Origin of the sequence: Bradyrhizobium sp. WSM3983 (assembly GCF_000473045.1) — a bacterium.
Lineage (GTDB): Bacteria > Pseudomonadota > Alphaproteobacteria > Rhizobiales > Xanthobacteraceae > Bradyrhizobium.
The window spans coordinates 219,881-233,949 of the sequence record NZ_AXAY01000003.1 but is presented as its reverse complement, the minus strand read 5'-3'; the positions used below and the strand labels follow the sequence as shown (position 1 = coordinate 233,949).

Below are 14,069 nucleotides of genomic sequence, written 5' to 3'. Positions count from 1 at the left end.
CCGTTTTTGCTTTGGGGAAAGGGACGCGGGCGATGCGGGTCGACGGTCGCTGCCATTGCGGAAAGATCACCTTTGAGGCCGAAATAGACCCTGACACCGTCTCGGTCTGCCACTGCCGCGACTGCCAGACCCTGACGGGATCGCCGTTCCGGGTGACAGCGATCTGCACCGGTGCCGACGTGCACGTCACCGGCGGCACGCCGAAGGTCTACGGCAAGCGCGGCGACAACGGCCGGATGCGTTTCCAGCATTTTTGCGCCGACTGCGGTTCCCCGCTGTTCACCAGCGGCGAGGGCGACCAGACCGACGATTGGGGCATCCGCTGGGGCAGCATCCGCCAGCGCGACAAATTGCGCCCCGTCAGGCAGATCTGGTGCCAGTCGGCCGCGGTGTGGATCGACGCGGTCCCGCTGCTGCCGGGGCGGCCGGGGGATTGAAGGCCCGGGGATTGACGTTCCGTACTTGCCCGTACGGGGTGGGTAGGGATAAAGAAGCGCCGTGGGGCGGTTAGCTCAGCTGGTTAGAGCATCTCGTTTACACCGAGAGGGTCCGCGGTTCGAATCCGTGACCGCCCACCAGCCTGCGCTCGCGAAGCGAGGCTGGGCCACGCCGGAGCCCAACAGGGCGAAGGCGGGCTTTTCAACGCGAGCTGCGGCTCGGCAAGCCAACCTTCGCAATGAGCTTTGTCGAGCGAGGGAGGGCCTAATGCATCAGCCAAGCGGGCACGAACAGAACGCCGACCAGATCGCCTATTGGAATGGCCCAAGCGGGCAGCGCTGGGCCGACCGACACACGGCGCAAGAGAGTCTGCTCGGGCCCATTGCCGACGTGCTGATCGACCGTGCCAAGCCCAGGCCGGGTGAGCGCGTCCTCGATGTCGGCTGCGGCTCCGGTGCAACGACCTTTGCATTCGCGAAAGCTGTCACACCGAATGGATTTGCGCTCGGCCTCGATGTGTCCGATCCGATGCTGTCGCAGGCACGCGCGATGGCGCCGAAGGGGCTGCCGCTCGATTTCGCGCTGGCGGATGCGACGGTCCATCCGTTCGAGCCGGCGAGTTTTGATCTGCTCGCCTCGCGCTTCGGCGTGATGTTCTTTGCCGATCCCGTCGTATCCTTCACTAATCTTCGTCGCGCGCTGAAGCCGACCGGGCGGCTCGCGTTTGCCTGCTGGCGCGAGCCGAAGGAAAACCCGTGGATGATGGCGCCGCTGATGGCGGTCTACAAACACGTTCCGAAGATGCCGCCGGTCGGGCCGGAAGAGCCAGGCCCGTTCGCCTTCGCCGCGGAAGAGCGCGTGATACGCATCCTCAAGGGCGCCGGTTTCGTCGACGTGGCGATGGAGCCGCATAATCTTGCGATGGACATCGCCATTGGCGGCGGTCTCGATGCTGCCGTCGACGGCTCACTCCAGATCGGCCCCGCCAGCCGCGCGCTGCAGGGCCATCCTCCGGAGACGTATCAGGCCGCCAAGGCGTCGATCCGCGAGACGCTCGCTCCGTTCGTGAAAGGGCAGAACGTGGCGCTGCAGGGCGCGATCTGGATCGTGACGGCGCGGATGGGCCCGTGAGTCCTAAACCACATCATCCGGCGCCAGCGCGCAGCCATTGTCGGGATGCGTCTCGACCTGGAGCGTGGTGTGGCCGATGCGGAAAGATGTCTTCAGCAGCTGCGCGGTCTCCATCAGGAACGCGTCGGCGGTGCCGGCGGGCATCACGAGATGGCAGGTCAGCGCCGTCTCGGTGGTCGAGATCGGCCAGACGTGGAGATCGTGGATCGCTGATACGCCGGGCCGCGCCAGCAAAAACGCCCTGATAGCGACGAGGTCGGTGCCCTTCGGCGCGGCCGCCATCGACATGTCGATGGAGCCGCGCAGCAGGCTGGTCGTGCCCCACAAAATGCTCGCGCAGATGACGAGGCTGGTGACGGGATCGAGCCAGAGCCAGCCGGTCCAGATGATCAGCGCGGCCGAGACGACGACGCCGAGCGAGACCGCAGCGTCGGCGGCCATGTGCAAGTACGCGCCTTCGATGTTGATGTCGTCCTTGCGTCCGCTTGCGAACAGCAGGGCGGTAAAGCCGTTGATGAAGATGCCGATGCCGGCCACCACCATCACGGTGACGCCCGCGACCGGCTCGGGCTCGCGCAGCCGCAGGATCGCTTCCCAGCCGATCGCGCCTGTTGCGACCAGCAGGAACACCGCATTCGCGAGCGCCGCCAGGATCGTGGAGGCGCGAAAGCCATAGGTGAAACGGCCGCTCGGTGCGCGCTGCGCCGCGATCGATGCGCCCCAGGCCACGACCAGGCCGAGCACGTCGGACAGATTATGGCCGGCATCCGCCAGCAGCGCTGTGGAGTTGCCGAGATAGCCATAGACCGCCTCGGCCACGACCAGCGCGGTGTTGAGCACAATGCCGATCGCGAACGCCTTGCCGAAATCGGCAGGCGCATGGACATGACCATGACCGTGGGCATGATCATGCGCGTGGCTGTGGTCATGGTGGTGATGGCCGTGGTGGTCGTGACTGCCCAAACCTAGCGCTCTCCGGAAATCGCCAAATCAGGCGCCATTGTAGGCGTTTCGCCCGCGCCGTCACGCCGGAACAGTATGTAGAGCGCCGGCAGCACGAGTAGCGTCAGCACCGTCGAGGAGATGATGCCGCCGATCACGACGGTTGCCAGCGGCCGCTGCACCTCGGCGCCGGCACCGGTGGCGAGCGCCATCGGCACGAAGCCGAGCGAGGCGACCAGCGCCGTCATCAGCACCGGTCGCAGTCGCGTCAGCGCGCCCTCGCGCACGGCCTCCGCGATGGGGTGCCCCTCGCTGCGCAGACGCTCGATGAAGGCGATGATGACGAGCCCGTTGAGTACGGCCACGCCCGACAGCGCGATGAATCCGACCCCGGCGCTAATCGACAGCGGGATGCCGCGCAGCAAGAGGGCCGCGACGCCGCCGGTCAGCGCCAGCGGCACCCCGGAGAACACCAGCGCCGCATCCGCCATCGATCCCATGCTCATGAACAGCAGCAGGAACACCAGCGCGAGCGCCACCGGCACGACGATTGTCAGCCGTTTGCTGGCGGAAACCAGCTGCTCGAACTGGCCGCCCCAGCCGATCCAGTAGCCCGGCGGCAGTTTCACCTTCTCGGTGACGGCGGCTTCGGCCTCCGCGACGAAGGAGCCGAGATCACGTGCGCGGACATTGGCGGTGACGACGATCCGCCGCTTGCCGTTTTCGCGGCTGATCTGGTTCGGTCCGGGCGTCGCGTCGACGGTTGCGACCGACGACAGCGGCACATAGCGCATCTGGGCGAGAGGGGAGCCCGGCAACGCCGTTCGGATCGGCGCGCTCGCGTCCTCGCCGGGCGGCAGCGGAATCGGGATAGCTCGGATCGCATCGAGATTGCCGCGCAGATGCTCCGGGAGACGCACGACGATCTCGAAGCGGCGATCGCCCTCGAACAGCTTGCCGGCGGACTTGCCGCCCACCGCGATCTCGACGATGCCCTGCACCTCACCGATGCTGAGGCCGTAGCGGGCGAGCGCCTGACGGTCGAGCCGGACGGTGAGGATCGGCAGGCCCGAGACCTGCTCGATTTTGACGTCGCTGGCGCCGCGAATGCCGCGGATCGCGGCCTCCACCTGTTTCGCTGCACCTTGCAGGATGTCGAGGTCGTCGCCAAAAACCTTGATGCCGACGTCGCTACGCACGCCGGAGATCAACTCGTTGACGCGGAGCTGGACCGGCTGGGAGATTTCATAGGCGCTGCCGGGAATGTCGTCGCCGGCCTTGTCGATGGCCTCGATCACCTCCGATTTTGGCTTGCCCGGGTTCGGCCACTCGGCGCGCGGCTTGAGCATGATGTAGCCGTCGGTCTGCGCCGGCGACATCGGATCGGTGGCGACCTCGGCCGTGCCGATACGGGTGAAGAATTCTTTCACCTCGGGAATCTGCGTGATGCGCTTTTCCAGCGCCTTCTGCAGGTCCAGCGATTGCGTGAGGCTGGTGCCGGGAATCCTGATCGAGGCCAGCGCTACGTCGCCTTCGTCCAGGCTCGGGATGAACTCGCCACCCATGCGTGACGCAGACACGCCGCTTGCAATGACGATGATTGCGGCCATAATGGCGACCGCGACGCGATTGTCGAGGGCAAGGCGGAGCAGGGGGAGATAGGCGCGCCTCGCCAGCCGCATGAACAGGTTTTCGTGCTCGGACACCTTGCCGGTGACAAAGAGGGCTACGGCCGCCGGCACGAAGGTGATGGAGAACAGCGCGGCGGCGCCGAGTGCCATCAGCACGGTGAGCGCCATCGGCGTGAACATCTTGCCCTCGACGCCCGTCAGCGTGAGCACGGGCAAATAGACCACCGCGATGATCAGTGTTCCGAACAGGCTCGGCTTGATGACCTCGCTCGACCCGCGCAGGATCGTGCGCAGCCGTTCGGACGTGGTGAGCAGCCTGGCTCTCTCGCGCTGGGCTTCGGCGAGCATCCGCAAACAATTCTCGACGATGATCACGGCACCATCGACGATGATGCCGAAGTCGATCGCCCCCAGGCTCATCAGATTGGCGCTGACCTTGGTCTCGACCATGCCGGTGACCGTCATGGCCATGGACAGCGGAATGACGCAGGCCGCGACGAGCGCGGCGCGGATGTTGCCGAGGATCAGGAACAGCGCGCCCACCACCAGGGCTGCGCCTTCGAGAAGGTTGTTCTCGACGGTGCGGATGGTGGCCTCGACCAGATGGGTGCGGTCATAAACGGTGCGGGTGACGACGCCCTCGGGCAGCGATTTGGCGATGTCCGCGAGACGGGCCGCAACGCTGGTCGCCACCGCGCGGCTGTTTTCGCCGATCAGCAGCATGGCGGTGCCGAGCACGGTTTCCTCGCCGTCGCGCGTCGCCGCGCCTGTGCGCAGGTCGCGCCCCTCCGTAACGGTCGCGACATCCCTGATCCTGACCGGATTGCCGTTGCGCGAGCCGATCACGATGTCCCGGATTTCGCTGATATTGCTGACCTGGCCCGGCGAGCGGACCAGATATTGCTCGCCGTTGCGCTCGATATAGCCGGCGCCGACGTTGGCGTTGTTGGCGGCGAGCGCTGTCATGACGTCGCGAAAGCCGAGCCGGTAGGCCATCAGCTTGCCGGGGTCCGGCAGCACGTGGAATTGCCGCTCGAAGCCGCCGATGGTGTTGACCTCGATCACCCCCGGCACGTTGCGAAGCTGCGGCCGGATGATCCAGTCCTGCACGGTGCGCAGGTCCGTCAACGAATAGTCGTGGCCGGCTTGCGTCTTCGCGCCGGCCTTCGCCTCGACCGTGTACATGAAGATTTCGCCGAGCCCGGTCGAGACCGGGCTCATCGCGACCTCAACTCCCGCCGGAATCTGGTCCTTCACCTGCTGGATGCGCTCGCCTACGAGCTGTCGCGCAAAATAGATGTCAGTGCCATCCTGGAACACGACCGTGACCTGGCTCAGGCCGTAGCGCGACAGCGAGCGGGTATGGTCGAGCTTGGGCAGGCCGCCCATCGCGGTCTCGACGGGGAAGGTGATGCGCTGCTCGGTCTCCAACGGAGAGTAGCCGGGCGCGCGGGTGTTGATCTGAACCTGGACGTTGGTGATATCTGGCACGGCGTCGATCGGAAGCCGCTGGAAATTCCAGGCTCCGAAGGCGACGGCACCGAGCGCGAGCAGGAGCACCAGCCAGCGCTGTTGCAGCGAGACGGCGATGAGGCGCTCAATCATGTTGGGCCTCGCCCTTGCCCATCTCCGCCTTCACGACGAAGCTGTTTTCGGCGACGTAGTGTTCGCCGACGGATAGACCGGCGCGGATTTCGACGAACTGCGGATCGGAATCCCCAAGCTCCACGGGCCGCGCCTCGATCTTGTCGACGTCCTCGCGGACGAACACGATGGTCCTGTTTTCGAGCGTCTGGATCGCGCTGCGGCGCACGGCGACCCCGACGTTGCGGGCGGCGAGGATCAGCCGTGCCGTGACGAACAGACCGGGGCGCAAGCGCCCGTCGGGATTTGGCAGCACCACGCGCGCCAGCGCGGTCTGGGTCTCGCTCGAGCCGATCGGGGCGATGTAGGAGATCGTGCCCTTGATCTCGCCGCGGCCATCATCGGGATCGATCAGCACTTCGTCGTTGAGGCGGACACGCTTGAGGTCCTGCCGGTAAATCGAGAGATCGACCCAGATGGTCGAGAGGTCGGCGACGACGAAGGCCGGTTTCTGCTCGGAAGCATATTCGCCGAGCGAAATCTGGCGTTCGATCATGGTGCCGGCGATTGGCGCCTTCAGCTCGTAGACGGTGAGGCTCTGGTTGCTCTCGATCGTGGCGAGCAGATCGTCCTTGCCGACCGTGTCACCGATGCGCTTCCGGATCGATTTGGCGAGGCCCGGGAAACGCGGGGTCACCTGCACCACGGCCTCCTGGTTGGTGCGCAAAATGCCGTTGAAGGACAGCGTATCGGTCAGCGTAGTGCCTGCGGCTTCCGCGAGCGTCACGCCGGCAGCGGCGAGCTTGACGTCGGAGATGCGGATGCGGTCGGCGCCGTGCTCGTCCTGCTCGACGTGGTCGTTCGGCTTCTCCGGCTTCTTCTCTTCGGTATGCGCGGCGGGCGCAAGCTTGGCCGGGGCGAGCAGGGAATAGCCGTAGGCGCCGAGCGCGGCGGCAATGATGGCGACGAGGATGGTGGAGGATGCCTTCATCGTGCGCTCTCCCGCGCCAGCGCAAAGGGATTGCCGACGAGACCTTCGATGGTGGCAACGCCGGCGTGGAAGTTTTGTAGCGCTTCCTGCTCGCGCAGCCGTGCCTGCGTCACGCTCGCCTGGGCGTCGAGAACTTCCAGCAGTGTGAAGCGGCCCTGGCCGTAGCCCTGCGAGATCGCGTCAGCCGCTTCGGTCGCCTTGGGAATCGCGGTCTCGCGCAGCACCGCAAGCTCGCGCAGCGAGCCTTGGAGCGAGTCGTAGGCGCGGCCGGCGACCACGATCAGCGTGTTGCGGTTGGCCTCGCGCTCGGCGCGGGTCTTGGCGAGACTCTCCTGCGCCGAGAGGATGTTGCCCTGGTTCTGGTCGAATACGGGGATCGGCACCGAGACGGAGAGGCGGACTGCGTCGTCATTGGTCTCGTTGAAATGGCGCCAGCCGGCGGCGATGCGCACGTCGGGATAGGGCCTCAGCCGCGCCATCAGCAGCTCGGCGTTGCGCTGGGCATAGACTGCGGTCCAGCGCACCAGCTGCGGGTTGGCATCGATGGCGGCGACCACCGACTGGAAGGCGGGCGGCTTGCCCATGGTGTCGAGACGTCCCGAGACCTCGCCGAATTTTGCCGCGGGATCGCCCATCAGCACCGCGAGCTCGCGCCGCGCGCTGGCCAGCGTCGCCTTGAAGCGCTCGCGGTCGGCCTTCACCAGGGCGGAGGCGACTTCGGCGCGGCCGGTTTCGGCCGGCGAGGAGGCGCCGGCCTCGACGCGGCGTCGCAAGAGCGGCGTCAGCTTGTCGATCGCGCTGATCTGCTCGTCGAGGATCTGGATGCGCCGCTGCGCACCGAGCACGCTGAGGAAGGCGATCGCGGTTTCCGACAGCACCTCCAGTCTGACAGCCTTGCGCTGGATCGCAGCGACTTCGATGCCGGCCGCGCCGGCTGCGATCCGCGCCTCGCGTTTGCCGAACAGCTCAAAGGCCTGGCTGATCTGGAGCGTGGTCTCGGCCGATTTGGTGCCGCGATAGATGCCCGACCCGAACGAATTGTCCTGCTCGTAGGACAGTTCCGGATTGAGCAGGGCACCGGCCTGGATGCGCTGGCCGGTGGCGATGCCGACATCGCGCTCCGCCGCGGTCAGGCGCGGGCTCGCGGCCAGCGCGCGCGAGAGCGCGGCGCGCATCGTGAGCGTCTGGGCGTGGGCGTGCTGCGTCAGCCAGGGGCTGACGATAATCGCCATCGCGCACGAAAAGCGCGCGGCAGTCCGTCTGCAAGACATGGGGGGACCTGTGAACAATAGCATCGTGGGCGCACGCAGCGCCCGGCTGATCAGTTCAGGTCAGGTGTTTAGGGGGCCGGGAGTCGGTATCGGGCGCGATGCCGATCAGCGCGAGCGCGCGCTGCGGAACCGGCGCGGCAACGATGTCGGCCACGATTTGGGACTGCATCGGCTGCGCGACGGCCACAGAGAAGCAGCCGTGGCAGTGATGGCCGCCGATGGCCTTGTGATCGCCATGGACGGAACCGTTGTCGAGGATCGAGGCGATCTCCGACCCACCGGAGGGGCTGGTGACATCAATGTCGTGCGCGCCGTGCAGCACGCCTGAGAGCAGGTACAGGGTTGCCACCAGCACAGCCACGAGCCCGCGCCAATTGCGCAGGTTGCGAATGCGGTAGAAGCGGCGGATCGCGGTCACGAGGTCACTCAGTTCCTGATCCGCTTCGGGTAGCATAGCGACAGGAACAGTGTCGACCCGCAACATTGTTACGTGTGGGGAACTCGATCGCAGCCCGCGTGTGCGGCCATTGGCGTAATTTGCAGGATGTGGCCCGAAGCAAGCCGGGCCACATCGCATCATCGAGTGGAGGCGCTACGCCTTCTCTTCCCAGATCATCGCGAGATGCACGATGGTCTGGACCGCCTTCTCCATGTCCTGCCGGCTCACCCATTCCAGCCGGGAATGAAACGCGTGCTCGCCGGCAAAGATGTTGGGGCAGGGCAGGCCCATGAAGGACAGCCGCGAGCCGTCGGTGCCGCCGCGGATCGCGGTGCGCATCGGGCGCAGGCCGGCACGGCGGATCGCCTCGATGGCGTATTCGAGGATGTGCGGGTGACGGTCGATCACCTGCTTCATGTTGCGGTACTGCTCGCGCACCTCGAACTTGTAGGTCGAGCGCGGAAAATCCTTCATCACGTCCTTGACGATGGTCTCGAGCAGGACCTCCTTGTCCTTCAGCCCTTCCTCGGTGAAGTCGCGCACGATGAAGGAGAGGGTCGCCTGTTCCAGCGCGCCTTCGATGCCGACCGGATGCAGGAAGCCTTGCTTGCCTGAGGTCGTCTCGGGCGAGCAGCCTTCCTTGGGCAGACGCTCGACGATGGCCGCCGCGATCTTGATCGCGTGCTCCATCTTGCCCTTGGCGTAGCCGGGATGGGCGCTGACGCCGGTGATGGTGATGGTGGCGCCGTCAGCCGAAAACGTCTCGTCCTCGACGGAGCCCGCGCTCTCGCCGTCCATGGTGTAGCCGAACTCGGCTCCGAGCTTCTTGATGTCGACATTGTCGACGCCGCGGCCGATCTCCTCGTCCGGCGTGAACAGGATCTTGATGGTGCCGTGCTTCACATCGGGATTGTTGACGAGGAAATACGCGGCATCCATGATCTCGGCGACGCCGGCCTTGTTGTCGGCACCGAGCAGCGTGGTGCCGTCGGTGGTGATGATGTCGTTGCCGATCTGATTCTTCAGCGCGGGATGTTCGGCGAAGCGGATCACCTGGGTGGTATCGCCGGCCAAGGTGATGTCGCCGCCGCGATAGTTCTTCACGACTTGTGGCTTGACGTCCCTGCCGGTGACGTCGGGCGAGGTGTCCATGTGCGAGCAGAAGCAGATCACCGGCACCTTCTTGTCGGTGTTGGCCGGGATCGTTGCGTAGACATAGCCGTAATCGTCGAGATGGGCGTCCGTGACGCCTATGGCCTTCAGCTCGGTGACGAGAACGCGGCCGAGATCCTTCTGCTTCTCGGTCGATGGCGAGGTCGGGGAATTCGGATCGGACTGGGTGTCGATGGTGACGTAGCGCAGGAAGCGCTCGGTCACGGTATGCGCGAAGGTCAGAGACATGTCTGGTCAAACCACCGGGTCAGGGGAACTGCCAGTATACCAGAAAAGCAGGCCGCGTTGCGACGGGACCAGTGCGGATCAGGCTTAACAAACGTGGCCGGCTAGATCGCCTCTTTCAGTTCCTTGACCGGGCGGAATGCGACCTTCTTGCTGGCCTTGATGTGGATGGGCTCCCCCGTGGCCGGATTGCGGCCGGTGCGGGCGGCGCGCTTGCGGACCTGCAGGATGCCGAGCCCGACGATGCGGACGCGGTCGCCCTTCTTGAGGTGCTTGGCGATCAGGTCGACCATGTCGGTCAGGACGGCCTCGGCGTGCTTCTTCGAGAGGTCCTGGCTCTCCGCGATGTCGGCCGCGAGGTGCTTGAGCGTGATCGTGGCTGGAGCAGCTGCCTTCTTCGCCATGTCTGGCCTCCTCGGGTGTCGCGCGGAAGCTGGCCGGCTCCCAAACTGCCAAGTTCCCGCAAGGCCTAGACGATTCGGGATGGGACTGACTACGCCGGCCATCCGGGAGGCCGGTTTTCGTTTGATTTGCCAGGCAAATCGGCGTTCTTCCGCTGGTCCGAACGAGGGCCAGCCAACGTAGCCCCACAAAGGTCAATTTATTGACTGGGACCGGCTGAGGGTTTGTCTATGTTGTGAAAAAGGAGTCTCTCCACAGCCGGTGCCGTGTGCCGTTCTGGAATGGCTTGTCTCGGCGCGGCGAGCCGCGCCGAGTTTCTGATTTCGCCAACCTCTCAAGAACGTATGACCGCTGGCAGCTGATTCCGGGCAAGCTGAGCAAGCAGCCGCTGTTCCTCGGCAATTCGCCGTTCATAAGCTGCGCGCTCCTCGTCGTTCGCGGTACGTTGGGGCAACCAGCGATAATGGCTGATCACCCTTTCGCTTCCGCGAGCCAGCAGATCGACGGTCGGGTTCATGCCGACATCTCCACTGGATGCGGTGCCTCCCGCCTCGGGTCGCTGAAGGTAATGGGAAAGGTCGAAGCCGCAAGGGTGTCGATGGCTGCACTCTCCTCGGACAGCCGCCGTTCGATATACTGGCGTTCGAGCGGCGACAGCTTGGTACCAAGCAGCCGGCGATAGCGGTTGACGTTCTGGCGGTGGGCGCGCAGCTGAGCCAATTTTGCATCGATCATTGCTGAGACCTCCTCGCCTGCATCACGCTGCCATGGCGCGATCGGTCGACCGCAGGCGGTAGGGCTTTCCGCCGGGAGGCGTTCCGGGCCCGCCGTCAAGGGCCCGCAAGGCGTCAAGGATCTCGTCGATCGATGCCGGCTTTCGAAGCTCCGCGGGCGCGCGCATGCCGGGACAAGATGCCATGGTGGACGCATCTGATGCCCATGATGCGAGAATGGCCCGCTTCTCCGCGGTGGTCAGGCTCGGATGATCCACAACATCTGCCGGAGATTCAAACATCATGCCGGGGTGAAGAAGCGTGTTGAAATTAAGAACATTGTCATTGGCGGTCGTCGGCCGCATGGTTCTCTCCCTTTCTTTGACGAATGTATCGGAGCCGCGCCCGAGCACGGCTCCGCCGAAGCTCAAGCCGCCCTTGCTTCCAGTTTCCGCACGTTGTCCGCCGGGACATCGCTGATCGCGATGCGGCGCGGCTTCATGGCTTCCGGAATTTCGCGAACGAGCTCGATCTTCAGCAGGCCGTTGTCGAATGCGGCGCTTTGGACCTGGACATATTCCGCAAGGGTGAACTGTCGTTTGAAGCTCCGGGTGGAAATCCCCCGGTACAGGAACTCACGCTCCGCTTTGTCCGGTTTGCTGCCCTCGATGGTGACCACGTTCTGCTCGGCGGTGATCGAAATGTCGTCGGGCGCGAACCCCGCGACCGCCAGCGAAATCTGGTAGCGATCGTCGGTCAGTCGCTCGATGTTATAGGGAGGGTAGTTGTCCTCGCTGGCCCGCTGGGCAATTTCGGCGAGGTCAAGAAGGCGGTCGAACCCGATGGTCGAACGCCAGAGGGGGGCGAAATCGTAAGTGCGCATAGCCAAATCCTCCTAAGAGCAAGATGGATACGAGCGGCACCGGACACGACCGGTGCCCGTCTCCCTGGCCAGGGCCCATCAGGCGCCCTGACGCCACCGTTCGGCGGCGATCTGAGAATTAGCAAAGTCGTTTTTGGTTTCAAGAGGGGGCCGATTTTTTTGACAAGCCTCTCGCGACCGCGGCAGACGAGGCGCGCAAAATCGGCCGAAGGCTGCTGGGTTCGGAACAGAACGAGCTCAGAAAGTTGAAACTCGGTAGCGGGAAAGGTTGAAACTCTCGCGGGGACTTGCTGCTAAGCCATTGAATGAATGGCGCGAGAGACGGGGCTCGAACCCGCGACCTCCGGCGTGACAGGCCGGCGCTCTAACCAACTGAGCTACTCCCGCGTGACGCGTGCGTGTCCGCGCGGAACGAGGGGGGACTTAAAGGGGGGCCATGGTGAAGTCAAGGACGTTGCGTTCACGGGGAGCAAACGCCTGTTGGTGCCGGGCGGGACCGTATCGCTACGGTCCGGACGGCTGCCTCCGGGCGCCGAATCAATCAATGGTGTTACAAGCTCCACAGGCAATTTCCGGGGACAATTGGTCGACGACTGGGTCGCGGAGGACGATGAAACCTACATCGCGATTGCAAAGCGGCTTGCGGGGCGACCCGGCTGCACTGGCCGCCTTGAGGCGGAAGCTGTCGGCCCGGATGGCGCGACCTATACGCGCCACGTGGAGGCGGCCTACCGCCGGTTCTGGCGGGAGTACTGCGCGGCGCAGGCCCCATTGATTCAACAGCTTGGCCTGATCCCCTCAGACATTGGCCAAAAGCAAAAGGCCGCCCCAGGGCGGCCATTTCGTCTCAAACCGGACCTTTTTTCCGCAATCAGCGGATCTGAGAGGTGCCCGAGTTCGTGATTGCCACCGGCTTGCCGGCCTTGATCACGTGGGTGGACTGGGCGGTCTGGCTGTAATCAGCATTGGTACGGGCTGCGATCCCGAAGGCGGCCACTGCGATACCAGCCACCAGCGCCACCACCACGATCTTCAGGTGGGTACCCCGATCTGCAGAGTGAATTGAGTGGTTCATCCGAGCCTCCCGACGGGCTTTGGCGCCGTCTGTGGCCTGATGTCTTAAGGACCATCTGTTTCCGGATCGTTTCGCGGGTTCCGCAAAATGGTTTCATCTGGCCCATCCGGCTGGCTTCGCCGAGGAGCGGCTGAAGGGCCGGTGCTGACGGCCAGATCGGCGTCTTCAACGGTCTTACCTGCCGCGTAATCGCGGAGGCCAAATCCGTTCTTCATGATCGTTCTCATCCGCCGCGAACGATCCGGCAAGGGAGAAGCACCATGAACCGTCGAACCGTCCTCGAAGCCACATTGCTTGGCACCGCCCTTGCGGCGGCATCGGGTGGGAGTGCGCCAGTGGCCGCAGCCCAGCAGACTGTGCGATCGCCCTATGTGACCGCGAGGGACGGCACAAAGCTGTTCGTGCAGGATTGGGGCAGCGGGTCACCGGTGCTGCTGCTGACGGCCTGGACCTTCAACGCCAGCACCTGGGGCAGCCAGATTGCAGCCCTCGACGCAAAAGGCTTCCGCTGCGTGGCGCCTGACAGGCGCGGGCATGGCCGGTCCGAGATGCCGTCTTCGGGCTATGATTTGGAGACGCTGACCGATGACGTTGCCGCCGTCATTGAGGCGCGCGACCTGCGTGACGTCACGCTGGTGGGATTCTCGATGGGAACGGCTGAGGCGGTGAATTATCTGAGGCGTTACGGATCGGACCGGATCGCAAGGCTGGTGCTGGTCGCGCCAACGACGCCGTTCCTGGTCAAGACCGAGGACAATCCGGATGCAGTTCCGAAGGCGATGATCGAGGCTGACAACGCGGCTATGGCGCGCGACTTCGCAAAGTGGATTGCGGCGAACGAAGCGCCGTTCTTCACTCCTGACACGCCCGAGATCACGCGGACCTGGATCCGCGAGATGATGCTGAGCGTGCCGCTGCCGGTGGCGCTGGCGTGCCGCGAAGCGACTGCGTTCGCCGATCTGCGCGCGGCTGCCGCCAGGATCGATCGGCCGACGCTGATCCTCCATGGCGACAAGGATGCCAGCGCGCCGCTGCCACTGACGGGCGCCAAGACCGCAAAGCTGATCAAGGGCAGCAAGCTGATCGTCTACGAAGGCGCGCCGCATCCGCTGCCGCTGACGCACAGCGAGCGGTTGATTGCCGACATGCTCGCCTTCATGAACGCCTGAGC

General features: G+C 64.9%; 15 protein-coding genes and 2 tRNA genes. 4 read left to right on the top strand and 13 right to left on the bottom strand.

Going from position 1 to position 14,069, the window contains the following annotated elements; genetic code table 11:
* The first annotated feature begins 32 nt into the window (after nt 1-32).
* The 3 genes from YUA_RS0106245 to YUA_RS0106235 all read left to right on the top strand — a co-directional run bounded on the left by YUA_RS0106245 (nt 33) and on the right by YUA_RS0106235 (nt 1,569).
* Nucleotides 33-437 (top strand): GFA family protein, encoded by a 405-nt coding sequence (locus YUA_RS0106245; RefSeq protein ID WP_027529906.1) that lies wholly within the window; start codon nt 33-35, stop codon nt 435-437.
* A 64-nt stretch (nt 438-501) separates the two neighbouring features.
* Nucleotides 502-578, top strand: a tRNA-Val gene (locus YUA_RS0106240).
* A 127-nt stretch (nt 579-705) separates the two neighbouring features.
* Nucleotides 706-1,569: a class I SAM-dependent methyltransferase gene (locus YUA_RS0106235; RefSeq protein WP_027529905.1), complete on the top strand. Its 864-nt coding sequence runs from the start codon at nt 706-708 to the stop codon at nt 1,567-1,569.
* Nucleotides 1,570-1,572: 3 nt separating this feature from the next.
* Here YUA_RS0106235 and YUA_RS0106230 read toward each other — a convergent pair whose 3' ends face one another.
* The 13 genes from YUA_RS0106230 to YUA_RS0106175 form a co-directional block, all read right to left on the bottom strand.
* The gene (locus YUA_RS0106230) at nt 1,573-2,532 is read right to left on the bottom strand and encodes a cation diffusion facilitator family transporter (protein ID WP_027529904.1); all 960 of its coding nucleotides are present in this window, start codon (nt 2,530-2,532) and stop codon (nt 1,573-1,575) included.
* Between the two features lie 2 nt (nt 2,533-2,534).
* Nucleotides 2,535-5,747 (bottom strand): efflux RND transporter permease subunit, encoded by a 3,213-nt coding sequence (locus YUA_RS0106225; protein WP_027529903.1) that lies wholly within the window; start codon nt 5,745-5,747, stop codon nt 2,535-2,537.
* A complete protein-coding gene (gene ihpB / locus YUA_RS0106220) occupies nt 5,740-6,717 on the bottom strand; it encodes a divalent metal ion exporter adaptor subunit IhpB (RefSeq protein WP_027529902.1) in 978 nt (325 codons plus the stop codon). The genes YUA_RS0106225 and ihpB overlap by 8 nt, the downstream gene beginning before the upstream one ends.
* A complete protein-coding gene (gene ihpA / locus YUA_RS0106215; protein WP_027529901.1) occupies nt 6,714-7,988 on the bottom strand; it encodes a divalent metal ion exporter subunit IhpA in 1,275 nt (424 codons plus the stop codon). Before ihpA ends, ihpB begins: the two co-directional genes overlap by 4 nt.
* Nucleotides 7,989-8,043: 55 nt before the next feature.
* A complete protein-coding gene (locus YUA_RS0106210) occupies nt 8,044-8,406 on the bottom strand; it encodes a hypothetical protein (protein WP_051383118.1) in 363 nt (120 codons plus the stop codon).
* Between the two features lie 174 nt (nt 8,407-8,580).
* Entirely contained in the window at nt 8,581-9,828 is a 1,248-nt protein-coding gene (gene pepT, locus YUA_RS0106205; protein ID WP_027529899.1) for a peptidase T, read from the bottom strand.
* A gap of 101 nt (nt 9,829-9,929) precedes the next feature.
* The gene (locus tag YUA_RS0106200; RefSeq protein ID WP_256375359.1) at nt 9,930-10,331 is read right to left on the bottom strand and encodes an HU family DNA-binding protein; all 402 of its coding nucleotides are present in this window, start codon (nt 10,329-10,331) and stop codon (nt 9,930-9,932) included.
* A 230-nt stretch (nt 10,332-10,561) separates the two neighbouring features.
* Complete coding sequence (locus YUA_RS49820; protein WP_156947062.1) at nt 10,562-10,744, bottom strand: hypothetical protein; 183 nt, start codon at nt 10,742-10,744, stop codon at nt 10,562-10,564.
* Nucleotides 10,741-10,962, bottom strand: a complete 222-nt coding sequence (locus YUA_RS43570) for a hypothetical protein (protein ID WP_035970554.1) — start codon at nt 10,960-10,962, stop codon at nt 10,741-10,743. Before YUA_RS43570 ends, YUA_RS49820 begins: the two co-directional genes overlap by 4 nt.
* A 22-nt stretch (nt 10,963-10,984) precedes the next feature.
* Complete coding sequence (locus YUA_RS0106190) at nt 10,985-11,305, bottom strand: hypothetical protein (RefSeq protein ID WP_027529897.1); 321 nt, start codon at nt 11,303-11,305, stop codon at nt 10,985-10,987.
* A 62-nt stretch (nt 11,306-11,367) separates the two neighbouring features.
* Complete coding sequence (locus tag YUA_RS0106185; protein ID WP_027529896.1) at nt 11,368-11,823, bottom strand: Hsp20 family protein; 456 nt, start codon at nt 11,821-11,823, stop codon at nt 11,368-11,370.
* Nucleotides 11,824-12,133: 310 nt separating this feature from the next.
* A tRNA-Asp gene (locus YUA_RS0106180) sits at nt 12,134-12,210 on the bottom strand.
* Between the two features lie 484 nt (nt 12,211-12,694).
* Complete coding sequence (locus YUA_RS0106175; RefSeq protein ID WP_027529895.1) at nt 12,695-12,898, bottom strand: hypothetical protein; 204 nt, start codon at nt 12,896-12,898, stop codon at nt 12,695-12,697.
* Between the two features lie 260 nt (nt 12,899-13,158).
* On the opposite strand from YUA_RS0106175, the gene YUA_RS0106170 reads away from it, so the two are divergent.
* The gene (locus YUA_RS0106170; protein ID WP_245285113.1) at nt 13,159-14,067 is read left to right on the top strand and encodes an alpha/beta fold hydrolase; all 909 of its coding nucleotides are present in this window, start codon (nt 13,159-13,161) and stop codon (nt 14,065-14,067) included.
* Nucleotides 14,068-14,069 lie beyond the last annotated feature (2 nt).

What these genes read in the sequence shown, in the direction of transcription:
- YUA_RS0106245 (WP_027529906.1), top strand. Translation starts at nt 33, where the DNA reads ATGCGGGTCGACGGTCGCTGCCATTGCGGAAAGATCACCTTTGAGGCC.
- YUA_RS0106235 (WP_027529905.1), top strand. Translation starts at nt 706, where the DNA reads ATGCATCAGCCAAGCGGGCACGAACAGAACGCCGACCAGATCGCCTAT.
- YUA_RS0106225 (WP_027529903.1), bottom strand. Translation starts at nt 5,747, where the DNA reads ATGATTGAGCGCCTCATCGCCGTCTCGCTGCAACAGCGCTGGCTGGTG.
- ihpB (WP_027529902.1), bottom strand. Translation starts at nt 6,717, where the DNA reads ATGAAGGCATCCTCCACCATCCTCGTCGCCATCATTGCCGCCGCGCTC.
- ihpA (WP_027529901.1), bottom strand. Translation starts at nt 7,988, where the DNA reads ATGTCTTGCAGACGGACTGCCGCGCGCTTTTCGTGCGCGATGGCGATT.
- pepT (WP_027529899.1), bottom strand. Translation starts at nt 9,828, where the DNA reads ATGTCTCTGACCTTCGCGCATACCGTGACCGAGCGCTTCCTGCGCTAC.
- YUA_RS0106200 (WP_256375359.1), bottom strand. Translation starts at nt 10,331, where the DNA reads ATGGCCGGCGTAGTCAGTCCCATCCCGAATCGTCTAGGCCTTGCGGGA.
- YUA_RS49820 (WP_156947062.1), bottom strand. Translation starts at nt 10,744, where the DNA reads ATGAACCCGACCGTCGATCTGCTGGCTCGCGGAAGCGAAAGGGTGATC.
- YUA_RS43570 (WP_035970554.1), bottom strand. Translation starts at nt 10,962, where the DNA reads ATGATCGATGCAAAATTGGCTCAGCTGCGCGCCCACCGCCAGAACGTC.
- YUA_RS0106190 (WP_027529897.1), bottom strand. Translation starts at nt 11,305, where the DNA reads ATGCGGCCGACGACCGCCAATGACAATGTTCTTAATTTCAACACGCTT.
- YUA_RS0106185 (WP_027529896.1), bottom strand. Translation starts at nt 11,823, where the DNA reads ATGCGCACTTACGATTTCGCCCCCCTCTGGCGTTCGACCATCGGGTTC.
- YUA_RS0106175 (WP_027529895.1), bottom strand. Translation starts at nt 12,898, where the DNA reads ATGAACCACTCAATTCACTCTGCAGATCGGGGTACCCACCTGAAGATC.
- YUA_RS0106170 (WP_245285113.1), top strand. Translation starts at nt 13,159, where the DNA reads ATGAACCGTCGAACCGTCCTCGAAGCCACATTGCTTGGCACCGCCCTT.